Origin of the sequence: Enterococcus hermanniensis, from assembly GCF_001885945.1 — a bacterium.
Taxonomy (GTDB): domain Bacteria; phylum Bacillota; class Bacilli; order Lactobacillales; family Enterococcaceae; genus Enterococcus_A; species Enterococcus_A hermanniensis.
Genome location: NZ_JXKQ01000005.1, coordinates 36,296 through 58,925 on the forward strand (window position 1 = coordinate 36,296; position 22,630 = coordinate 58,925).

Sequence of the window (22,630 nt, forward strand, 5' to 3'; positions counted from 1 at the left end):
TTATACCGATAAAAAAGGCAAAGAAAATGATGCTCAAGGAGATCACTCGCCTGTCGCATCATTTTCTCTTTGATATGCTTGATGAGCTAAAATTTCTAAGAGAGCGATCACCGGAACTTGAGTGGTTAAGTTGATCGATTGATCAGTAGGATCGGGACCAGAAACATCAGGCATATAATAAGAAATATTTTGATCTGCCATATTCGCAATGATAGAATGTTGATCATTGGTAATACTCAATACTTCTGCTCCATAACGTTTGAAATCCTCAATTTGCTTGATCAGTTCTTGTGTTCGACCAGAAACGGATAAAACAATCACCAATGTCGTATCTAAGCCTCGTTTAGGAACTGGAATAAATGGGTCGGTGATCGAATACGCATTAAATTGTAAATTAGAAAAATAGCGGGCTCCGTATGTTCCTAAAATACCGCTGGTCCCGATTCCAGTAAAGACAAGGTGTTTGTTCGATAGAATCAAATCAACCGCCGGGTCCAAAACGGCATGGTAACTCTCATTATTCACTTTTTTTAAAAAAGCATCCACATGGACATTGGCTTCATAAAAAGCTTCAAAAGATTGTCTGCCTTGTTTCAATTTGTCTTTTAGTGCGAACTTAAATTCCGAATATCCTGAAAAACCTAACTTATTTAAACAACGTAAAATGGTGGAAGTCGACACATGGCAATGGTCCGAAAGCTCACGAATCGTCAACCCATTGACTTCTTCTAAGTGTTCGATAATAAAGGTGTAAACGACGAGTTCTAACTCGTTTAATTCTTTTACTTTTTCTGAATCAAACAAATGCTCTCAACTCCTAAATAAATCTACAATCGGTTATTATTATCCCATATAAAACAAAAATAACACAGTTAATCGATACTTTTGTATATCTTATGAGATAAATCAGGTACACTATTCTTAACAAAAAGAACTAAAGGAGGCGTCACAATGATCCAAGCTATTGCTGTCGATATGGATGGAACCTTTTTAAAATCAGATAATACGTATGATGTGTCTCGTTTTAAACAGATTTTTGAACAACTAGAAAAGCGTGACATCCATTTTGTCGTTGCTAGTGGCAACCAATATTATCAATTAAAATCTTTCTTCCCAACGCACCAAGACCAAATCACCTTTGTCTCTGAAAATGGTGCACTAGTGTTTGAATCCGATCGACTTTTGCGGAGTAATCAATTTTCTACTGAGGTTGTCCAACGAATGCTAACTTTTTTAGCAAATCATGATTTGGACTTAAATGTGATTGTTTGTGGCATCGCTTCTGCCTATATTTTGAAAACGACACCAAAAGACATCTATGATATCGCAAAAATATATTATCATCGTTTAGAGACCTTAGATTCTTTTGATCACTTGCCTACTGATCCGATTGTAAAATTCGCCTTGAATCTACCTATCGAAAAAGTTGCAGATTTTGTAATCGAAATCAATGCTGCTTTTCAAGGAGAAGTCAAAGCTGTCGCTAGCGGCCATGGCAGTGTGGATATTATTATTCCTGGTATGAACAAAGGTCGGGCACTTGAATGGTTACTGGACCGTTGGAACTTACAACCAGATCAGCTGATTGCTTTTGGCGATGCCAACAATGATCTTGAGATGCTCGCTTTAACCCAAAATAGTTATGCGATGGAAAGTAGCAGTCCTGCATTAATCAAGACTGCTAAACATCGAGCGCCTTCGAACAATGCTTCTGGTGTATTAGAGATTTTAGAAAAGAGACTAGCAACTAAATAAAGAGACAAAAAAGAGAACCCGAAAATTTATCAGGTTCTCTTTATTTGTGTTTACGTTTAATGGCTTTTTTTATACCGACACGATAAACTTTCGGAATCGCTAAAAAAAAGTTTTCGGTAAACTGATAGTTTTGATGTTTATCAATAATAAAAAGAATCAGTTCAGCATTGCCATATTTTTTTTGGTGGAATAATTCAAAACTATGAATTTTTCTTTGGGCTTTTTCTGGCTCTTTTAAACCTACTAAAAACGAGAGCAAGTCATCAAAATAACGTTGTTTGGCTTCATCATAGTCTTCTGTTCCATATCGTTTTAATTGAATGAAATCCGTTAATTTATGTCCCCAAAATTGTCGTTCGTAGTAAACCGGAGATTGGATATCCCGTTGAAAATCATTCAAGTAAGTTTCAAATACTTGTTTATTTGCTAGAAATTTCTTTTCTTTACGATCAAAAACTTCGCGATCTACTTGATTGATTTCTGTCAAAACGTTTAAATAATCACCAATAAAGATCGGCATGTTTGCTTGGCGAAAATGCAAAATTCGTTCTGCCAATTTTTGGTTCAAAGGCAAGGGTTTGCGTAACGTCGTATTCCGATAATACGAAAATACATAACGTTGCCACAAATCTTCTGGAAAACAATGACCACTTTCTGTCAACCAGAGCAATTCATCGAGTGCCAAATCGACATGTGCTACACCTTTTTTGATTTCCTCAGCCACTTGCTGTGAAATTCCTAGATGATCTTTAAAATGCTGGATCCCTAAACGAATCTCTTGCTGCTTGATTTTTGATTCAATCACAAATTGATACTTCAATGGACGTCCACAAGCACACTTTAATTGACTCCGAATCCCTCTTTCATAGTCATCATCAATATTCAATGCAACAAATTCCCAATCTGACGTTTCCAAATATTGCTTTTGTAAGAACATTGAACGAACTTGGTATTTACGTTGTTGATTAACTAGCTCTTGCTGGTCTTCAGTCAGTGTCTCAAATAGTGCTTTTCGTGCTGCTCCCGAATAGGTTACGTGACATTCTGTCGGATAATCATTCAAGCCATAACTTCTTGGATACCAGTGCTCATAAATTTCTAAATAATTATCCATGCTTAAACTCTTTCGTACTTATTTCTTTGAATCAAATTTCTCTTCGATTTCTCTAATTACTTTTTTCGCTTCATCTTTCAATGACGTATGAGGGGTTTCTTCTTCAACAGCATTTGAGCCAGATTGCGCAGGCTCTTTCTCTCCGCCTGCCATCTCGCCAGCTAAAGCTTCTGGTTTATCTTGCGTATCACTTGAATTAGTTCCAGCTAAAGCAACATCCTCATCTGTTTTCGGTGCCATTGAACCGCGTAAGCGTGGTTCTTTTTCGTTATTATAATTTGTCATTCACTTTCACTCCTTTTATTTCATCAATCAAAAATAGAACTTCTTGTTTTTGTATTTTAACCGAAAGCTGCTTAGAAAGCCAAAGTTAGCTTTTTTGCTGCCAGAAACGATACCCACACCATAAGAATAATGAAAACCAGCTCAACGTGCAAAAGATAAAAACAAACATCATATAACTTGGTGGATCATAACGCAGATGAATGGTGTTTTTTCCAGGCTTTTGTTGGATAGTTGGTAAGCCGATATTGGATCGTTTTATCGGTGTAATTTCTGTTGTCCCTGAAATTAATTTAGAATAATGATATAGAATTACTGGCAGTTGAATTTCCCCAGTCTTTTCTGCTTGCCAAGTCAGTTCCAAATGATTATCTATGATCGTTTTAGAAAAGATTGGTGATTGCTCCAATATTTGTTCTTCATAGCTAACATATTTGTTATTGGCATCACCATGATAAATCGGCAAATAATCTGGACTAGATTTTTGAACGGTTCTCAAAGCTTCCCCTAAATCATTCGAAAAGAAACTTTGGCGTGCTGCTTTTTCAGAACTTGTAACAAAGGTATGTTTGCTCACTAAGGAACGGCTTTCCCAAAGGGACAATTCTTGTTGATTGTTTTTTAAATTTTGTCCAATACTCAGCATACTTAAGGCAATTAAAACAAATGAGAGGATTTTTCTTGCTCTCAATTCATGGATGATAGAGGCAAAAAAGAATAAGTAGAGAACTGTAAACGGAGCAAAAAAGCGAAAAGGAAATTGGATCAAGGAGACAAACGGTATTTGATGCGCCACCATCCAAGTCCAAGGAATCAAGCTAGTTGAAAGAAGTAAAAATAGTCCACTCAGCAATAGCAGCTGCTTAGTAAATGTTGAAATAGCTTTCCAGTATACCAAACAAATGATTAAACCGATTACTAATAATAACCGCAAGCATCCAGGATATTCTAACCAATAAAAGCCTTTCAAATTAATTGCCTTTTCACTCATTTGAGCATTGACGAAAGGCATTTTTAATTGGTCGCTTGTTTCTATCACAATCAAACTGATCCACACATTGATGGATAAACAAAGATAAATAAAAATTGCTTTAAATATATCGATAATCGCCCGTTTCCATTGATGCTTTGCGTAGGAGATAAAAAAGGGTAGATAGATCAAACCCAACATTACTGCCGTCAACATATGGATTTGGGTCATCAAAGCCATCGATACACCCATTTTGATAAAAGGAAAGCGGGAATTTTTCAAATCAACGATTGGGATCAAACAAAGTGGCAAGATAGCCGTTCCCCAACTAGTAAATCCCTGATTTAAGACCCAATAATTAATACTATATGTAGTCATGAAAATAATTGAAGTAAACAAGGCCGTATTCTGATTAAGCTTCGCATAAGTCAATAATTTAAATAACGAACAACCAGCGATCACATACACAAGAAAATTTGAGAGAACTTGATAATGAAACCAACTTCCTGCTAGTAATACAAGAACACCCTGAAAATAGGCAAATACTGGTCCGTAGACTGCATTGGTGATTCTTCCCGATTGTTGAAAGCCAAAAATCGAAATGAAATAACTAAAATGCCCGGTTTTTATCTGCTGCGCTGTTTCGTAAAAACGATTGTAGTGAAAAATAGCATCGGCACCCAAAATCATTTTATGCGTCCATAACTGGGGTAGAACAAATAATCCCGCAATAATTAAGATAATTATGTAGTAATGATATTTTTTCATAAATAACTTCCTAACTGGTTATTTCTAGGTTAACTCTACCCCATTAGGAAGATAATTTGAAACAAAACGACTATTTCAAAAAAAAATCTATCATTTTTCAGTGGTTACTTTTTTTCAATTGTTAAACAGACGATTATTGTACCTGCTAAAGAGATAGTTGTTCCAATCAAAAGCATCATTGAAACAGACAAAAAGCTCAACATCTGGCCGCCTAGAAAAGAGCCCGCGATCCCCCCAATCGTATTAGCTGTCGCCATTAAAGTCTGCCCTTTAACTAAATCTTTCTGGGCGATAATTTGATTCGTATAATAAACCGAGGCCATCGTATGTAGCGCAAAACCAAACATCTGTAAACTCTGAGCCAGATTGATCAAAAAAATAGAGCCCGCAAATAAAATCAATCCTGCTTTGATCGAGAAAAAAATCGCTGCAAGTTGCATCAAGGAATGAATCCTCACGTGACGAAGCAAGTAAAAGAAAAAGAACATCGTCGGTAATTCACTGATAGCTGCTACAGATAAAGACGAGCCGACATTACTTTCTGTCCCACCCAATGGCTGCATAATTTGAAACATATAACTATTGATGATCGTATGAAAAACAAATAAGAGTGATACCCCGATCAATAGGAACATGAAACGCTGATATTTTTTTGCAAATGCGATCAATCCAATCGGTGTTTCAGAATGATCCGATTGATGCGAACCTTCTATCGATAACGAAGCCGAGTAAGTACCTCCTTGTTGACGCGTATCAATTGCTAAAGTCACAACTATAAAAAACAAAAATATAGCGATCAATAAATATAAAATGATCGTTGCTGAAAAACGTTCGATCAGCAAACCGGTCACGGCAGCTGCCCCCGCAAAAGCTAATGATCCTAAGCCACGAGCCAAACCAAAATTTAAGCCATATCCTCGACTAATAAAAAAAGTCCCAATTGCAATCGTCAGGGGTTGTAGCAGAACTAAACAGGCATACAGTAGAAGATAAATAAATGCTACTACTAAAAAGACTTTTGGTAATACCAGTAACATCCCGGAGAAGATAACTAGCAATAAAGCCATCACTGCAGCAAGTTGAGACAAGCGTATCCGTTCCATTCGATCGGCAAATGATGCCACGAACGGTTGGATAATCGCTGCCAATAAATTAGCTAACGACAATACGATACCAATTTGTCCGTTTGTAAAACCACGTGATAATAAAAAGACCGAAGTGAAGGTTCCTAATACTGAATATCCCATCCAATAAGGAACTTGCATACTGATATACTGTAAATTCAACTTAACCTGACTCGACTTTTCCATATATCCTCCTTAGAACTATTCGTTTCTTTATTATACCTGATAAAAATAAATATACTTGTTATCCATAGAAAATCATCCAAAATTTGATCACTAAAAAAACCTATGAACAATGTCATAGGCTGTTTTTGCTATTCTGTTACCCAAAGTTTTGAGTCATCTTTGTATGGCCATTTCTTTGCACCATTTTCAATGATAAATAAGCGTGATTTGTCGATTCCTTCATCGATCAACAATGAGATTGTGCGTTTTGCACCTCCGCCTCCACCAGGACAGACAACATAAATTGGATTATCACTATCTTTGAATTGGTCTGCACTGTCGACAACTAATCTTTCTAATTCTTCTGTATCGACTGGATATGCCGGAACACTAATTGAATGAGGTAGATGTCCTTTTGCATAATCTGATTTGGGTTGAATATCAATAATTTGATAGTCTGATGGATTATCATTTTCAAGGACTTCTTTCATCTTCTCAGGTGAAATCATCTGCCAATCGATTGCGGCCTCCGCTCGATCTTCTTTGGCCTCATTTTTTTGACAACCTGTTAAAACCAAAGCAAAAATAGCTAAAACTACCACAAACAATCCACTAACTCTTTTTTTCATCATAGATGCCTTCTTCCATTTATATTTTTCATTGCTCGGATGAGTCCGTACACTCTGTCGCCTTAGCTATAAGTCACCTATAGTTATCGTTTTCACAAGCGTCTTCTATAAGGGATAAAGTGGGACAAACTCACTTAGAACTTCTACATAAAATGGCGTTTCGTCGTCACAATCGTTTGAGCAAAACGATCACCTCCTAAAAATGTAAGGGTTCTCTTAATTACGAGTATATAAAAAGAAAGCATAATTTTCAATAACAATTCAATTAGAATATTATTGTTGTAAAAACTTTTAAATCAATAAAAAATATTTGATAAAATCACAATTAACAAGGATATAAATTCATTTTTAGTTTATATTTTTGAAAAATAGATTCTACTATGAAGTACTATGATTCTGGTATGTAATCGCTTATAATTTCAATATAATCACCTATTTGAAAGGAGGAAATCATGCTATTACTATCACGTGAGGATATTATTAGTGTTTTTACGATGGACGACGCCATTGCAGCTGACAAATTAGCGTTCCAATTATTCACGGAGAACAAAACTGACGTCCCTTTAAGAACACAAATCGTTTCAGAAAAGCAAAACGGAACCTTTCTTTTTATGCCTGCTTATGCTGCAGAGTTAGATGCTGCAGCACTAAAAATCATCAATATTTTCCCAAACAATATTGATAAAGGTCTTTCTTCAGCACCCGCACAGGTCTTATTGATCGACGGAGAAACTGGATACGTGAATGCGTTATTAGATGGAGCGACTGTCACTCAACTACGAACAGGTGCGGCCTCTGGTGTTGCATTTGATGTTTTGGCTCGCAAAAAAGCCATAATCGGTGCATTGATTGGAACAGGCGGTCAAGCCGCTGCGCAATTAGAAGCGATGCTCTGTGCACGTAAATTAGAAACAATCTATGTATTTGATCAAAATCCTGAACGAACAAAAGCTTTCGCTACTCAGATGAATTCAGCTTTAAATAAATACGGTGCTCAAATACTGCCGGCTAGTACTTCAGATCAAGCGATTGCAAATGCTGATTTAATTGTCACTGTAACACCAGCGACCGCACCTGTTTTTGATGGCACAAAAGTCAAAGCCGGAGCGACGATCAGCTGTGTCGGCTCTTATCAACCACATATGCAAGAAATGGATCCCGTCATCCTACAACGAGCAACAAAAATATTTTTTGATTCTGAAGCAGCAGTGCTTGCAGAAGCAGGGGATATTTTGATTCCATTAGAAAATGGGCTAGTTACTAAAGATGATTTTTCCGGCGATATCGGTGAAGTCTTAACTGGAAATGTTATGGGTCGCGAAACGGAAGAGGATATTATTGTCTTTAAAACTGTGGGAATTGGCGCACAAGATTTAGTGACTGCACAAAAGATATACGAACTTGCGCTGAAGAAAAACGTAGGAACTAACTGGGAATAATCAAAAATAAAAATCTTATAACATCCATTGGAGGAAAAAAATATGCCACATTTATCTGTAAAACTATATCCAGGTCGCACACCAGAAGTAAAACAAGCTTTTGCAGAAAAGCTCCAAGATTTTGTAGTAAAGGAATTAAATTGTGAACCTAATGTCGTCTCCGTTTCTTTTAAAGAGATTGAAGCAGATCAATGGAATGATGTCATCGAAGGAGAAACAGCGGGAGAAGAGATCGTCATCAAAGCTGATTTTTAGCTCAAACGCAATTGATAATTTATTGTTTTTTCAATCTAATAAAATTACATAAGTTTTCTTCTTTGATTATTGGTATAATCAAGAAAAATAATTAAGGAGGACTTATGGCACAGATTATCTTTTTTATTTTAATCAGTCTGATGGTTTTTCAAGCAGTCATGCTTCTATGGGATGTATGGACACATCGGGGGGATTTAGGTCCGGGCAGTTGGTTGGTTAATGGAATGATTGGTTTTATCGCTGATTTTGCCGATACGATTGGGATCGGAAGTTTTGCTTTAACAACGATGATGTTGAATGCAACGAAGCAAAACAAGGATGACCGAAAACTTCCTGGTATTTTGAATGTCGGCCATGCCCTTCCTGTTTTAACAGAAGCCATCATTTTTGTAACAGTCATCAAAGTCGATGCTGTCACTTTGGTCGCACTGATTGTTGCAGCAATTGTTGGTTCATGGTTTGGTTCAAAATTTGTCACTCGGCTTTCTGAAAAAGCCATTCAGAAATGGATTGGTTGGGCTTTATTGATCACTGCCGCATTAATGTTATTGCGTCAAACTCAAGTTATCGCTTTATTAGGCGAAGGCAATACAGCCATGGGACTAAGCGGAATAAAACTAATTGTAGGTATCATTGGGAATTTCTTTTTTGGCGCCTTGATGACTGTCGGAGTTGGCTTATATGCCCCTTGCATGGCGATGGTTTACATGTTGGGTATGACACCTCTAGCGGCTTTTCCGATCATGATGTGCTCGTGTGCAGGTCTCCAACCTGTAGCAAGCATCAATTTCATCCGTAAAAAAGCCTATTCAAGAAAAATCGCTTTAGCTATTACTATCGGAGGGATTCCAGGCGTGATCATCGCCTCACAGTTCTTAACGAGTCTGAACATCTCTTTAGTCACCTACTTAGTGATCATTATTATTTTCTACACAGGCATTCAATACATTCTCAAAGCGCGAAAAACTATCGCCGAATAAAGAAACCACCCAACTTAAAAAATTGGGTGGTTTTTTTTACTTTTAAATTACAGCACTAATATGCTAAAAATAAGAATTTAGAACTATCTTTTTAATTTAACGAATTTACTGCAATCCCATCTTCAATTGAGCTTTTTCTGCCTTTACATAAGCAATCTGGGTATCAATAATTTGTTTGGCTGCTGATGAATTATAGCGATTTAATTTAATGTCGATTTCTTCCAAACTCTCCATTAATTGCGCTTGCTGCGCTAAGACAGCTTCTTTATGTGCTTGAAGTAAAGCTTTTCTTTGGGGGATCGTTTTTGAGCCTGCCATACAGTAGTCAATATATTGTTTGATTTCATTGATAGGCATCCCGGTATTTTTTAAACAACAAATCGTATGGATCATATTGAGATCTGAATTGGTAAATTCACGATAACCTGAAGTATTTTTTTCAACAAAAGGCAAGAGCCCTTTCTTATCATAATAACGAATCGTCGAAATCGTTAAATTGAATTTTTCTGCTACGTCTTTGATCGTATAAGTTTCAAGCATGGTATTCTCTCCTTTACATGCAAACTTTATAAACAATTTAGTTGCCCTAAACCTAGGTTTAGGGCGTATGCTTACAATAAATCAAAAATAAAAATTAGTCAAAACGGAGGTTTTATTATGAAAACTGTTTTAATCACTGGTGCAAACAAAGGCATCGGTTATGCCATCGCTCAAAATCTTGGACTGAAAGGTTGGCATGTTCTGGTCGGTGCACGTAATCAAGCAAGAGCTGAAGCTGCTGTCAATAAATTACAAAAAATTGGGGTTGCGCAAGTTGATTTTGTACTAATTGATCTTAGTGATCCTACTACAATCAGCGCAGCTATCCAAACGATTAACAAAGATTTTATGGCGCTTGATTTATTGATCAATAATGCCGGAATTCCTGGTGGTCATGGTTTAAGTTGGGAGGAAGAACTTAACGATTTAAAGGCAACGATGCAAGTAAACTTCTTTGGTACCTTCCAATTGACTCAAGGTTTATTACCACTTTTAGAAGGAAATCATGGCCGAATCGTCAATATCACGATTCCAACTGGAGCAAATCCTTACTGGAATCCATTTGCTTATAAATCAACCAAAGCTGCTCAAAATGTCATGATGCAAGCAATGGCGATCGATTTTGAAAAAGAAAATAAACAGCTTGAAACATTTAGCATTCATCCCGGACCAACTACGACAGATCTTAATGGAAATATGACCGCTGAAGGCTTTCATACTCCTGAAGATGTTGCTGAAAAAATCACCGCAATTCTTTTAGATGAACAATCTCACCAAGGAGCATTTTTAGAAATCTATGGCGAATTAAAATAGGCATTGTAAAAAAGGAAGCCTCCTTATTTTAGGACTTCCTTTTTTTATTTAAATTAGCGTTCTACCTTTAAGTAATATAAAAATCAAAATCATCAACATCATGCCAAGACAAACATTTTGAACAATGATCCATAGCATGTACTGCGTATCAATCTGCTTTTTTTGTACTTTTTCCAACAAATTAAAAGAAGTAAAAATCGTAAGTAACGTCAATACCAACAACGCTTTTAACATTGAACTCCCCCCATTTCTTCTACATCATATAATGAAGCTGATAGTAGAAACGAAAAAAGAAGTATCTTTTACGATTTTGTCCATCTCTATTTTGTTTAATAAAGATTCTTTAGTCCGATTTTATTACGTAATTTTCCTCTAAGATGTCGGTACGTCAAAAACTGTTGGCGTGCCCGTTTGATTGCTTTGTATCGTTTAGGTTGCTTCTTATAAAATTCTTGATGATAATTTTCGGCGGGCCAAAAGCTTGCAGCTTCCTTTATTTCGACAATGATCGGCTTTTTATATGTATTGGAATCTACGATCTGCTGTCTTTTACTTTCAGCGAGTCTAATTTGTTCTGATGTTGTTGTAAAAATAATCGGTCGATACTGAAGTCCTCGATCTTGAAACTGACCCAAAGCATCCGTTGGATCAATGATTTGCCAATAAAGATCTAGTAAATCTTGGTAACTGATGATTCGTGTGTCAAAAATAATTTCGACTGCTTCTACATGTCCACTCATCCCACTGTTGACTTGATCATAACTAGGATGAGACAATTTTCCACCTGTATAACCAGATAACACAGAGACGATTCCTGCTTGCGTCTCAAACGGTTCTACCATACACCAAAAGCAGCCACCAGCAAAAATAGCCCTTTCTTGAAATTGAGGGTCTCGTATTTGATGTTCATCCAATGTCGTTACTTGGACATCCTTCCCAATTAAGCGTTGATAAAAATCAGATACGTCCGGTGTTAAATTATTCCGTATCGCAAGTGGTCGCAACTCCATTTCTAATTTGGCTAATTGCTCACTTTCATTTCCTTGAGCCTCTAAATTATCTTTCGTGTTTGTTAATAGATAGCGTTCCCATTCTCTGGTGCTAGGATTCAATATTAGGTTATAGATCTCTTTCAGTATTTCTTCTGTCGTCCGCATGATGATCGTCTCCTTCAACACCTTAAATTTCATCTGAAATTTATCATACTATAGGTAATTAAGCGAACTTTAGGATTCAAAAAGAGTATACATAAACATGTATACTCAGACGCTATTCTTTAGCAACTAAACTAATTGATACGCTAGCAAACTATCCACGGCTGCTAAAACCGCAGCTTCTTTTGTTCCGATCGGCGTCCATCCCAATATTTCTCTAGCTTTTGCATTGCTGACATTACGATTCATTTCCATCATGAATTGCCCTTCTTTCGCAGTCGCATTTATATATGAGGCTGCTTTTAGTAGCCAACTAGGCATTGTTTTAGTAGAGATATTTCCTGCAACTTGGGGGCGTTCCTTTTTAATCAATTGTGCGATTTCTGGTAATGAAATCATTCCGTCTGCTGATGCAATAAAACGTTGGCCGACAGCTTGTGGTGTTACCATTGCTCGGATGTGTATATCAACAACGTCACGTACATCGACGACATTCAACTGAAGTTTTGGCATTTGCTTCATAGTACCATTCATAATATTTTTTACTAAATCAAAGCTACCTGAAACATGGCTATCCAATGAAGGTCCCAAAATAGCTACTGGATTAACCATGGTAAATTCTAAGTCCTTCGCTTCTGTTTCAATATATTTCCAAGCTGCCTTTTCTGCTAATAATTTTGATTTTTCATAAGCAGATAACCCTTTTGCATGTTCATCTGTCCAATTTTTTTCTGTCGTTACAGAATCCCAGTCACGATTAGTAAATCCGATAGCACCGAAATTTGAAGTCATCACGACACGTTTGACCTGAGTACGATTAGCTGCCTTTAAGATCCGAATGATTCCTTCCACCGCTGGACGGATCACTTCAGCCTCATCTTTAGGGATTTCAAAAAAGACGGGAGAAGCAACACTCAACACATAGTCTCGATCACTCATTGCTTCTTCCCAATGATCATCTTCTGATAAATCGGCTTCAATAAAAGAAAGTAGTTGGATATTTTTAACGTTATTCTTTTCCAAGGTAGCGAGTACCTTAGCTTTACTTTTTAAAGAACGTACAGTCGTGCGTACATCATAGCCTTTGTTTAATAGTTGGAAAATCATTTGTATTCCTAAAAATCCTGTACCACCTGTTACTAATACTTTATTTGTCATTTTATAGACCTCCATCAAGTTTTCCTTACTTTAAACCCTAAACCATAGTTGAGGGCAATAGGTTTGTTTGATTTAAAATAAAAAAGACACTCAGAATTATCTGAATGTCTTTTCGTTTTAGGCATCTTGTTCGGTCATAATTACAGGACCTTCTTTAGTAATCGCAATTGAGTGTTCATATTGCGCACAAAAACTGCCATCTAATGTCCGCGCAGTCCAACCATTTCCGTCGATTCCGGCTTCCCAAGTTCCTGTTGTGATCATCGGTTCGATCGTGATCGTCATACCTTCTTTTAAGCGTGTACCTTTCCCAGCCGCACCAAAATGTGGAAAAAATGGTTCTTCATGAATGGTTGGTCCAATGCCATGAGCAAGAAAGTCTTGAACGACACCATATCCCTTAGCCTCAGCATATGTTTGGATGGCATGACCAATGTCGCCCACACGATTTCCTATTTGCGCTTCTTCAATTCCGATCATCAATGCTTCTTTTGTTACCTCCATCAACGCCTGGTGTTCTGGAGTTATCTTACCGATTGCATATGTCCAACAACTATCGGAAATTGCGCCATGATAGTCCACACAAAAATCTACTTTTAAAACATCGCCTTCTTTTAAGCGATAGTTAGATGGAAAACCATGACAGATTTCATCATTTACACTTGTACAAGTTGCAAATTCATACCCTTCAAAACCAATTTGAGCTGCAGTCGCTCCAGCAGCTTCGACTTTTGCTTGGACAAATTGATCGATTTCTTTCGTCGTGATCCCTGGGACGATAAATGCCCGTAATTGTTTATGGATGCCCGCTAAGATTGCGCCGGATTCTTTCATTTGTTCGATTTCTCTTGCTGATTTTAATGTGACCATCTTCATACTCCTTCATCAATACTTTGCTAGTTATATCATGAATCGCTGATTTAGAAAAGTATCCGTCTTTTTACTAAGCATAGATGCTATGAATTTAATTTCAATTTAAACCTTTTCAAAGGTCCTTGTTGCCACTGTGAATCATTTTTTAAGTATACTTGTCCATAAGCAACAATCCAACCATGTAAATTTTGAGCTTTTATGGAATTCATTTCAGTGGGCCAATCAATTTTGCTTTTTAATTGTTTGTACCCACTCACTTCAAATCCCATTTTACTAAATAACCGTTGTGCATATTTATCTGCGACAAATGTCGATTTTCCAAACACATAGACCAATAAGACATCGGCTGTTTCCTCACCAATACCTTTGATTGCTAATAATTCTTTCCGCAGCTCTTCAAAATCCATTGCTGCTATTTTTTTTAAATCAAAATCAAACGCAGAGAACCACCGAAGCAATCGTAAAATCGTCGCAGATTTGGCTTTATAGAAACCACTAGGACGAACCATTTCTTGTAACTGATCTTCACTTAATTGAAGAATTTTTGTTGGTAAAAAATCAGTGGCTGCCTTCAAATTAAACAATGCATAATCGACATTTCGCCAATTCGTATTTTGTACCAAAATAGCACCTAGTAAGATTTCCCATTTATTATCTGTATCCCACCAACGTCGTTGATCCATAAATTTTTCAAATGCGGTATAAAGTTCTTCAATGTTTGTAATCATCCTATTTTCCTGACTGATTTATTTTAAAAACCATTATTCCCAAACTTGATCTTGAATGATTCCAGCAGCTTTTAAAAACATCGTAGTCACTACTGGGCCAACAAAAATAAAGCCTCTTTTTTTCATATCTTTAGCTATCAAAGTAGCTTCTGGCACGACATTTTTGACCATATCTTTCGCTTCACATTCATAAATCAGTGGTACTCCACCCACAAAATCCCACAAATAATCAGCAAAACTATCATAATCAGCTTGTAAAAGTATGATCGCTTGAGCATTTTGAACCACTGCCTTAATTTTTCTTGGATTGCGGATCATGGCTGGATCTTGACTAATTTTTTCAAGCTCTTCTGGAAATAACGCCGCTACTTTAGAAATATCTAGCTGACAAAAATTTCGTTCAAAAACATCTCGTTTACTAGCAGCAACTTTCCAACTCAAACCTACTTGAAAAATTCCCACGATCAATAATAAAAAAAGTAACGAATCGTCTTTCGTGGGTTTTCCCCACTGATCACTGTACCATTGATAGTTCTTCATACAATCTATTCCTCTTCCAATCTATGTACTAGCTATTACAATTATCCTATCATCAATAACTAAAAAAAGCGTCTGAATCAACTTTGGGTTGATCCAGACACTTTTTTATAGATTATTCTGCAAATCTTCGTAAAAAGCGGCCTTTGTAGCAGAGATATACGGATTCAACCATAAATAGCCAATCCCTATAGTTAATAGTGCTAAAATGTGCCAACCAATGAATGACAAATCAAGCCAGAATAAGCGGCCTTTCTGTCCCTTCATCAAACGACGACTTGCCGTGATCGTATCCAATATTTTAGGTTTTTCACCTGTTTGTTGAATCTGATCATAATAGATAAAATAGCTTTGTGCATAAGCATAGGCTTTAACGATCCCTGGAATAATCAGTAATAGTGTCCATAGTGAGATAAAAATATTCGTTACAATAGCTAGTAAAATTACTCCACCCAGAAAGACTCCTTGGAAACCACGAAAGGCATCCTTAAATGGTACGATTTCATTTTTTTCACCACGTAGTATATCCAAATAGGTCCAAGAAATCCCACTCATAAATAGTGCACTAATTATAGCCGAAACTAGACTGGTGCCACCCCCACTAGCATTACTTTGTTGATACTCCGATACCGATGAAATCATGCCATCGCCTGAACCGTGAAGTACAAACCAAATTGCTCCGGCTAGAAATACAAAGAACAAAACTGCGATCCCCAATAATGTTGGAATAAGGTTCAAAAGAACGGCTTTTCCCCAACGACCTTTAAGAAGCTGTTTGGCTTCCATCTTTAATTCACTTGTTGTTTTCATATAATCTCCTCCTCTCTATTGATAAGTATAAAGTAGTTAATATTAAAAGTCATTTTACAACATCTTTCATTCACTTTTGCGCTCTAACAGACACTTAACTATTTATTTTTATATCTTCCAATTATTCCAACATATTTTAAGTAAATGAATGATAAAATAAGAAATCAGATAAAATAAGGAGATTACCGTTCATGACACATGCTCTAGAGATAAAAGATTTAAGAAAAAAGTATGCCACGGGCGTCGAAGCACTTAAAGGTATTAACTTGATCGTTGAAGAAGGCGACTTCTATGCACTGCTTGGACCAAATGGTGCCGGAAAATCAACAACGATCGGAATCATTACTTCATTAGTCAATAAAACATCTGGAAAAGTCACTGTTTTTGATTACGATCTGGATACTGATTTGGTCAGTGCCAAACAACAGATCGGCTTGGTTCCGCAAGAATTTAATTTCAATCCTTTTGAAACCGTCCAACAAATCGTCGTCAATCAAGCTGGATATTATGGTGTTTCAAAAAAAGAAGCTTTGATTCGTAGTGAAAAATATTTAAAACAATCAAACTTATGGGAAAAGCGTCATGTTCGTGCTCGGATGCTTTCAGGGGGGATGAAACGTCGCTTGATGATTGCTCGCGCGTTGATGCATGAACCTAGGTTACTAATCCTAGATGAACCGACGGCTGGTGTCGACATTGAACTCCGGCGTGAAATGTGGACATTCCTACGTGAGCTAAATGAGCAAGGAACGACGATTATTTTGACGACACATTATTTAGAGGAAGCTGAAATGTTATGCCGGAATATCGGAATCATCCAATCTGGTGAATTGATTGAAAATACTAGCATGAAATCACTCTTAGCTAAACTTCAATTTGAAACATTTATTTTTGACTTAGAACCGTATCAAACTCTACCTACTATCACAGGATTTAAACATACTTTTGCTGATAGTCAGACTTTAGAAGTCGAAGTCGTACGTGATCAAGGAATCAATGATTTGTTTGAACAGCTGACAAAACAAGGAATCAAAGTACTATCGATGCGCAATAAATCAAATCGCTTGGAAGAACTATTCCTAAAAATCACGGAGGGAAATCATGTTTAATTTATATTTCACTGCTTTAAAAAGTTTAGCAGCAAAGGAAACGAACCGTTATTTACGAATCTGGGTGCAAACTTTAGTGCCGCCGGTTATTACGACCTCTTTATATTTTGTGATCTTTGGTAATTTGATTGGTGGCCGGATCGGAGACATGGCTGGCTTTTCTTATATGCAATTCATCGTACCTGGTTTGATCATGATGTCTTCGATCACGAGTTCTTATGCAAATGTTTCTTCTTCATTTTTTTCACAAAAATTTCAAAAGAATATCGAAGAACTATTAGTCGCTCCAGTACCGACTCATATCATTATTTGGGGATTCGTTGCTGGTGGTGTTGGCCGTAGTATTTTAGTCAGTGCCTTAGTCACGATTATCTCATTACTATTTGTGCCCCTACACGTCTTTTCTTGGGGAATCGTCGTGATCACCTTACTAATGACGGCGATTTTATTTTCATTAGCTGGATTGTTAAACGGTATTTTTGCCCAATCTTTTGATGACGTTTCGATTGTTCCAACCTTTGTTTTACAACCATTAACTTATCTTGGTGGCGTCTTTTATGCGATTTCGATGCTACCGCCTTTTTGGCAGGCTGTCTCAAAAATCAATCCGATCGTCTATATGATCTCTGGTTTCCGTTATGGGTTTCTTGGAGTGATGGATGTTTCGATCGTAGTTTCAATGAGTATCTTAGTTTTATTCATTGCGGTACTTTACAGTGTGTGCTGGTATTTGATTGATCGCGGACGCGGCCTAAGAAGTTAAAAAAGAATCTGGTACAAAAGTAACATATACTTTTGTACCAGATTCTTTTTAATAATAGACTTCATCTAAGAACAAACCTTGTGCAGGCGCTGTTTCCCCAGCTGCTTCACGGACTTTTTGTTCCAATACTTCATCGATGATCGTTACGGGTAATTTTCCAGCTCCAATTTCTAAAATCGTGCCCATTAAGATACGGACCATCTTATGCAAAAAGCCATTTCCGACAAAAGTAAAATGCAACATATTCCCTTCTTGTTCAATGGTAATCGCATCGATGGTTCGAGTGGTTGATTTTTTACTTTTTTTCAAGGCCGAAAAACCAATAAAATCGTGCGTACCTTCTAATTTCTCGCAGGCTTCATTCATTTTAGCAATATCTAATTTTTGCGGGAAATAAAAACTATGATAACGTTCAAAGGCCGTTGGAATCGGATTATTCCAAACATAATAGCTATATTGTTTTCCTTTGACATTGTAACGTGCATGGAAACGTTCGGGCATTTCTTCGACTTTTTTTACTACGATATCACTTGGTAGATAACGATTGAAAAAACTCAACATATCATTTAACGACATTTCTGAGTTTGTCTTAAAGTTAGCCACTTGACCAAGAGCATGGGTGCCGGCATCGGTTCTACCTGATCCAATGATTTCGATTTTTTCTGTCGTCATTTGAGTAATAACACTTTCAATTTTACCTTGGATCGTTTTTTCTGAATCGCCTAATCGTTGCCAGCCTAAATAACGTTTACCATCATACTCAATGGTCAATTTGATATTTCTCATTATTTACAAAATCTCCTATTCAAAAATTCTATTTTTCTACTGACTCAATGTACCACATATCCCTGACAGGCTCTAGTAAATAGTTAAAAAGAAAAAATAGACTTAGTAAAAATACTAAGTCTATTTGTCTCTATTTTCCAATCACTAATCTTCTAGTATAGACCGCTTGACCGGAATGCATAGCGGCATCATCGACAACTGAAATGATTCTGTCTTGACGAGTAACAGGTGGCGTCCAGTTCGTATCAATAATATCACTCAATTTTTCTTCAGGTAATTCTTTCAAATAATTTTTAGTAAATGTAATACTATCGGCCAAATAATCTTTGAGTAATTGATAATCTTCGACTACAACTTTTGCTGCTTCTTCTGGTGTATGCTGCCAATCCTGGGTGTCATCAGGCAAGTCTAAAGCAAATTTTTTCGTCCACCCTTCACTTGTCCAAAGCGGTTCACTTTTGTTAAGATCTGAAATTTGTAAATCAATTTCTCGCGCCGTGTGCCACATCAACCAAGCAACTGATTTAATCAATGGTTCTGGCATTTTATTGGCTTCTTCTATCGTCAATTGTGTCAACGTTTCTTCAAAACGTTCTTGTGCGCGATCTAACATTTCTGTTGCAAACTCAGTGTTTTTCATTGCATTTCCTCCCACTTTTTTCTATTTTTACCTTACTACGCCAATCAAAATTGAGCAACTATCTACTCTAAACTATCAAAAAACGAAGCTATCAAAAGAAAGCCTCGTCCAAATCTTCAAAAGACTGTTCCAATATTTTTGCCGCCGTTTGAACATAACAGTCACAATTATTTTTGCCCAAAAGTCGCTCACAATAAATAGAACCATGAGTCCTTTCAAAATCCTGTTTCATTTTTTTAAATAATTGTTCTGTTTGAGTACTTTGGCTGATGGCTGGATCGATTGGATTGCCTTGCTGAACAAGCTGATTGATTACGATGAAATTTCCTGCTAGCGCTCCACAGATTCCCTCATACAGACCGCCGCCATACTTTTCTCCCAGAACAATCGCTTCTTTTTCACTAATATCCATGAATTCTCGATAGCTGCAATTGATCGCCTGACAACAATTAAGCCCTTTTTGAAAATAAGCAACTGCTTTTTCCGATTGTCTCATCAATACATGCTCCCTTTTAAAAAACTTTCATCAGTGTAATACAGTCGACCCCATCTTCAGTGTAAGGCTCTCCGATCCGACTATAACTCATTTTTTGATAAAAAATTTCAGCGGTTAATTCAGCATGGACAAGACTTTGCTGATAGCCTCGTTCAATAGCGCAAGCTTCTAAGACTGAGACTACTTGGCTGCCAAGATTCTGTCCCCGATATTCTTTTAAAGTCGCCACACGACCAATTCGAACAGTTTGTTCATTTTCAATCAGTAAACGAGCGGTTGCCACAGGTTTAAATTCATCAAAGATAACGCTATAGATGGTTTCAGCAGTATCTTGAGTATCAAACTCATCTACGATTGCCAGATAACGTTCTATTACAAAGACATTCATGCGAACATAACAACTCGCGGCTCTCAAATAGGATTCATTACCCGTTTCTATTTTCATTTGAATCAAACCTCCTCTTTTTCAATGGGTTTGCGATACTTTTTAGTCACTAGACCCGCTTCTTGAATAAATGGCGAGGGATCAACGGCTTTATTATTAATCATTTGCGGAAAGGTGACATAGAGATTTTCTTTGGCACGTGTGATCGCCACGTACATCAAGCGGCGCTGTTCTTCCAACATTGTTGGCGGTGCTCCTTGCTCTTTTGCCTGTTGAAGATTGCATGCTGCTTTTTTAACAGTGTGATGATTAGGCAAGGCATCTTGATACACACCCTTGATAAAGACGTTTTTCTTTCCTAACCCTTTACTAGAATGGATCGATAATAAATACACAGCATTCAATTTGTCTTGATCATATTCTTTTAGTCGACGTTTCATTCCTTGATTTTGCTGACTCGCTTGTTTGAACGCCTCTATTAACCCCGCCCAATTTGCCGCAGCTAATAATTCTTTGGACAGCCAGTCGGCTTCTTCTTCACTCAAATCTTTTTTGAATTTCGGCGTAGAAAGCAGGGCTTGAGCTACTGGCGCTAAATCTAATTCTCTTCGTTGGTAGAACAGATATACTTGTTTGAAAAAAGCTTTAGCCAATGATTGAGCAGCTAATGAAATATTCTTTTCTTTCACTAAAAAAGTAACTAAATCATTGATTTTAAATTTGTTTTTACTAAACAGCTCTTCGCTAAATTTTGTACTCGTTCCAAATTTAATGAAATGAAAAAAAGCATATTGCTGAATAATATTTTTTAAAGCCATATTTTTTTGAGCTGCATTCGAAGCCTCGGCCATTTGTTGTAATTGCTGAAATAAATTTTTGAACAAAGGCAAGCCGAATATTCCTAACAAATCATCATTTGAGGGCGTTACAAAGGGAACCTTTTGTTTTTCCAATTGTTTTAACAATGATCGTAGTTGGCCCCGCGTAGGATAAAGGACCATCGTGTCACGATAATCTGGACTGCCATCTCTTAACGGAGCTACCTTGGCTAAAGTTTGAATTTTTTGTCCAATCCATGTAGCCTCAACATCATCATCAGGAAAACTCATACTATAACAATCATGGTTTGCAGCTGTTTTTGCGGCGGTCATCGTTTTTTCTAAGCGATCGTGTTTGTTATACTTGATCAACTGATTGCCCGCCGCAACGATTGGGGCTTCTGAGCGGTAATTAGTCATTAGCTTTAGCGATGTTTGCTGATATTCTTCTTCAAATTGTTGGATATATTTAGGTTCTGCTCCGCGAAAATAATAGATACTCTGATCGTCATCTCCTACAATGATCAATTTACTCATGTGTTTTAGAAGACGATTTTTATCCGGTGGACAAATCAGGGCTACGATTTGTTTTTGTAATGGATTAATATCTTGAAACTCGTCAATAAAAATATACTGATATTTTGTTTGCACCGTTTTTCGTGCAGCTGCATCATTTTCTAAAATGATTTTCAAATTGAACAACATGTCATCAAAATTAATAAACTGTTGATTTTGTTTTATCAATGATAATTCTGCCAAAAATTTTTGGAATATTTCACTCAGTCTCTGATTAGGGAGCAAATCTTCTTTATCAAAATACTTGGCGACAAACTGGACCATCTCAGCATCAGAGTAACCCATATTTCGCCAATAACTGATTCGTGAACTAATTGTTCGTTCTTCAAATTTATCAAAATTATATAAGCGATATTTTTTGATCAATTGATTGACTGTTTGATAATATTGATCTTCATCGATTGATCCGGTGATTCCCCATTGTTTTAAAGTTGGATTATTTCGAATCAATTCATTGTATTCCCCATTGAACCAACCATGAAACGTTTGAACTTTCACTCGTGCATTGCCACCAAGATACCGATTCACTCGTGCTTCCATCTCTAATTTTGCTTTACGAGAGAAGGTACACATTATAATTTTTTGAGGCGCAATTTTTTTTTCTAGAATAAGATAGGCAGCTTTTGCACAAATTGTCTGTGTTTTTCCGCTACCCGCTCCTGCAATGATTCGTAAATGAGTTTGCATAGGAAATTGAATCGCACTTAGCTGTGATTCACTGAACATCAACCCATTATTTTGTTTAACTAAATAGTTGATTGTTTTGTTTTTATCGCTATCATTTTCGATCAACTCATCTTTTATGTAATCAGAAAGCTTGGACATGAATAGTGTGTTTCCTTTCTATCTAAAAATCCATACCTACTTATTATACCTAAATTCGTTTGTTTTAATAGTTTTACTATCGACTGTAAATGAATCGTAAATAAAAAAGCTCCCGATAAAATCGGAAGCTTTAAATAG

26 protein-coding genes are annotated in these 22,630 nt (G+C 36.8%); 7 read left to right on the top strand and 19 right to left on the bottom strand.

The genetic code is table 11. From position 1 onward, the window contains the following. Positions 1 to 42: 42 nt before the first annotated feature. Complete coding sequence (locus tag RV04_RS06890; RefSeq protein WP_071857742.1) at positions 43 to 804, bottom strand: MurR/RpiR family transcriptional regulator; 762 nt, start codon at positions 802 to 804, stop codon at positions 43 to 45. Between the two features lie 147 nt (positions 805 to 951). Between RV04_RS06890 and RV04_RS06895 the strand changes: the two genes are divergently transcribed. Then, the gene (locus RV04_RS06895) at positions 952 to 1,755 is read left to right on the top strand and encodes a Cof-type HAD-IIB family hydrolase (RefSeq protein WP_071857743.1); all 804 of its coding nucleotides are present in this window, start codon (positions 952 to 954) and stop codon (positions 1,753 to 1,755) included. 40 nt (positions 1,756 to 1,795) lie between these two features. Here RV04_RS06895 and RV04_RS06900 read toward each other — a convergent pair whose 3' ends face one another. From RV04_RS06900 to RV04_RS06920, 5 genes are all read right to left on the bottom strand, one after another. Next, positions 1,796 to 2,869, bottom strand: coding sequence for a hypothetical protein (locus tag RV04_RS06900; protein WP_071857744.1), 1,074 nt, complete (start codon positions 2,867 to 2,869; stop codon positions 1,796 to 1,798). Between the two features lie 18 nt (positions 2,870 to 2,887). Further along, entirely contained in the window at positions 2,888 to 3,154 is a 267-nt protein-coding gene (locus RV04_RS06905) for an rRNA processing protein (RefSeq protein WP_071857745.1), read from the bottom strand. Between the two features lie 85 nt (positions 3,155 to 3,239). Then, on the bottom strand, positions 3,240 to 4,889 hold the full coding sequence (locus RV04_RS06910; RefSeq protein ID WP_071857746.1) for a hypothetical protein: 1,650 nt from the start codon (positions 4,887 to 4,889) through the stop codon (positions 3,240 to 3,242). 104 nt (positions 4,890 to 4,993) lie between these two features. After that, positions 4,994 to 6,199 carry an MFS transporter gene (locus RV04_RS06915; protein WP_071857747.1) on the bottom strand — a complete coding sequence of 402 codons (1,206 nt, stop codon included), beginning with the start codon at positions 6,197 to 6,199 and terminating at the stop codon, positions 4,994 to 4,996. 128 nt (positions 6,200 to 6,327) lie between these two features. Next, positions 6,328 to 6,807 carry a rhodanese-like domain-containing protein gene (locus RV04_RS06920; protein ID WP_071857748.1) on the bottom strand — a complete coding sequence of 160 codons (480 nt, stop codon included), beginning with the start codon at positions 6,805 to 6,807 and terminating at the stop codon, positions 6,328 to 6,330. Positions 6,808 to 7,259: 452 nt separating this feature from the next. On the opposite strand from RV04_RS06920, the gene RV04_RS06925 reads away from it, so the two are divergent. The 3 genes from RV04_RS06925 (at position 7,260) to RV04_RS06935 (ending at position 9,481) form a co-directional block, all read left to right on the top strand. Beyond that, a complete protein-coding gene (locus RV04_RS06925) occupies positions 7,260 to 8,246 on the top strand; it encodes an ornithine cyclodeaminase family protein (protein WP_071857749.1) in 987 nt (328 codons plus the stop codon). Positions 8,247 to 8,288: 42 nt separating this feature from the next. Next, positions 8,289 to 8,501: a tautomerase family protein gene (locus tag RV04_RS06930; RefSeq protein ID WP_071857750.1), complete on the top strand. Its 213-nt coding sequence runs from the start codon at positions 8,289 to 8,291 to the stop codon at positions 8,499 to 8,501. A 104-nt stretch (positions 8,502 to 8,605) separates the two neighbouring features. After that, entirely contained in the window at positions 8,606 to 9,481 is an 876-nt protein-coding gene (locus tag RV04_RS06935) for a sulfite exporter TauE/SafE family protein (RefSeq protein ID WP_071857751.1), read from the top strand. Between the two features lie 105 nt (positions 9,482 to 9,586). Here the strand turns inward: RV04_RS06935 and RV04_RS06940 are convergent, their stop codons facing one another. Then, positions 9,587 to 10,021: a MerR family transcriptional regulator gene (locus RV04_RS06940; protein ID WP_071857752.1), complete on the bottom strand. Its 435-nt coding sequence runs from the start codon at positions 10,019 to 10,021 to the stop codon at positions 9,587 to 9,589. Between the two features lie 117 nt (positions 10,022 to 10,138). Here RV04_RS06940 and RV04_RS06945 point away from each other — a divergent pair, with 117 nt between their 5' ends. After that, positions 10,139 to 10,834: an SDR family NAD(P)-dependent oxidoreductase gene (locus RV04_RS06945; protein WP_071857753.1), complete on the top strand. Its 696-nt coding sequence runs from the start codon at positions 10,139 to 10,141 to the stop codon at positions 10,832 to 10,834. A gap of 48 nt (positions 10,835 to 10,882) precedes the next feature. Here RV04_RS06945 and RV04_RS06950 read toward each other — a convergent pair whose 3' ends face one another. The 7 genes from RV04_RS06950 to RV04_RS06980 form a co-directional block, all read right to left on the bottom strand. Beyond that, positions 10,883 to 11,068, bottom strand: a complete 186-nt coding sequence (locus RV04_RS06950; protein WP_071857754.1) for a hypothetical protein — start codon at positions 11,066 to 11,068, stop codon at positions 10,883 to 10,885. Positions 11,069 to 11,163: 95 nt separating this feature from the next. Beyond that, positions 11,164 to 11,991, bottom strand: a complete 828-nt coding sequence (msrA, locus tag RV04_RS06955; RefSeq protein ID WP_071857755.1) for a peptide-methionine (S)-S-oxide reductase MsrA — start codon at positions 11,989 to 11,991, stop codon at positions 11,164 to 11,166. 126 nt (positions 11,992 to 12,117) lie between these two features. Beyond that, entirely contained in the window at positions 12,118 to 13,146 is a 1,029-nt protein-coding gene (locus tag RV04_RS06960; RefSeq protein ID WP_071857756.1) for an NAD-dependent epimerase/dehydratase family protein, read from the bottom strand. 117 nt (positions 13,147 to 13,263) lie between these two features. Next, complete coding sequence (gene map / locus RV04_RS06965) at positions 13,264 to 14,016, bottom strand: type I methionyl aminopeptidase (protein ID WP_071857757.1); 753 nt, start codon at positions 14,014 to 14,016, stop codon at positions 13,264 to 13,266. 86 nt (positions 14,017 to 14,102) lie between these two features. Next, positions 14,103 to 14,747: an endonuclease III domain-containing protein gene (locus tag RV04_RS06970; RefSeq protein ID WP_071857758.1), complete on the bottom strand. Its 645-nt coding sequence runs from the start codon at positions 14,745 to 14,747 to the stop codon at positions 14,103 to 14,105. A gap of 33 nt (positions 14,748 to 14,780) precedes the next feature. Beyond that, a complete protein-coding gene (locus tag RV04_RS06975) occupies positions 14,781 to 15,287 on the bottom strand; it encodes a DNA-3-methyladenine glycosylase I (RefSeq protein WP_071857759.1) in 507 nt (168 codons plus the stop codon). A 105-nt stretch (positions 15,288 to 15,392) separates the two neighbouring features. After that, the gene (locus RV04_RS06980) at positions 15,393 to 16,094 is read right to left on the bottom strand and encodes a DUF975 family protein (protein ID WP_071857760.1); all 702 of its coding nucleotides are present in this window, start codon (positions 16,092 to 16,094) and stop codon (positions 15,393 to 15,395) included. Positions 16,095 to 16,285: 191 nt separating this feature from the next. On the opposite strand from RV04_RS06980, the gene RV04_RS06985 reads away from it, so the two are divergent. After that, on the top strand, positions 16,286 to 17,203 hold the full coding sequence (locus RV04_RS06985; protein WP_071857761.1) for an ABC transporter ATP-binding protein: 918 nt from the start codon (positions 16,286 to 16,288) through the stop codon (positions 17,201 to 17,203). After that, on the top strand, positions 17,196 to 17,966 hold the full coding sequence (locus RV04_RS06990) for an ABC transporter permease (RefSeq protein ID WP_071857762.1): 771 nt from the start codon (positions 17,196 to 17,198) through the stop codon (positions 17,964 to 17,966). Before RV04_RS06985 ends, RV04_RS06990 begins: the two co-directional genes overlap by 8 nt. Positions 17,967 to 18,014: 48 nt before the next feature. Here the strand turns inward: RV04_RS06990 and truA are convergent, their stop codons facing one another. The 5 genes from truA to RV04_RS07015 form a co-directional block, all read right to left on the bottom strand. Beyond that, positions 18,015 to 18,752 carry a tRNA pseudouridine(38-40) synthase TruA gene (truA, locus tag RV04_RS06995; RefSeq protein WP_071857763.1) on the bottom strand — a complete coding sequence of 246 codons (738 nt, stop codon included), beginning with the start codon at positions 18,750 to 18,752 and terminating at the stop codon, positions 18,015 to 18,017. 130 nt (positions 18,753 to 18,882) lie between these two features. Continuing rightward, on the bottom strand, positions 18,883 to 19,392 hold the full coding sequence (locus tag RV04_RS07000; protein ID WP_071857764.1) for a DinB family protein: 510 nt from the start codon (positions 19,390 to 19,392) through the stop codon (positions 18,883 to 18,885). 91 nt (positions 19,393 to 19,483) lie between these two features. Next, positions 19,484 to 19,888: a C-GCAxxG-C-C family protein gene (locus RV04_RS07005; protein WP_071857765.1), complete on the bottom strand. Its 405-nt coding sequence runs from the start codon at positions 19,886 to 19,888 to the stop codon at positions 19,484 to 19,486. A gap of 16 nt (positions 19,889 to 19,904) precedes the next feature. Continuing rightward, on the bottom strand, positions 19,905 to 20,333 hold the full coding sequence (locus tag RV04_RS07010) for a GNAT family N-acetyltransferase (RefSeq protein ID WP_071857766.1): 429 nt from the start codon (positions 20,331 to 20,333) through the stop codon (positions 19,905 to 19,907). Between the two features lie 5 nt (positions 20,334 to 20,338). Further along, a complete protein-coding gene (locus RV04_RS07015) occupies positions 20,339 to 22,492 on the bottom strand; it encodes an ATP-dependent helicase (RefSeq protein WP_071857767.1) in 2,154 nt (717 codons plus the stop codon). Between the last annotated feature and the right edge of the window lie 138 nt (positions 22,493 to 22,630).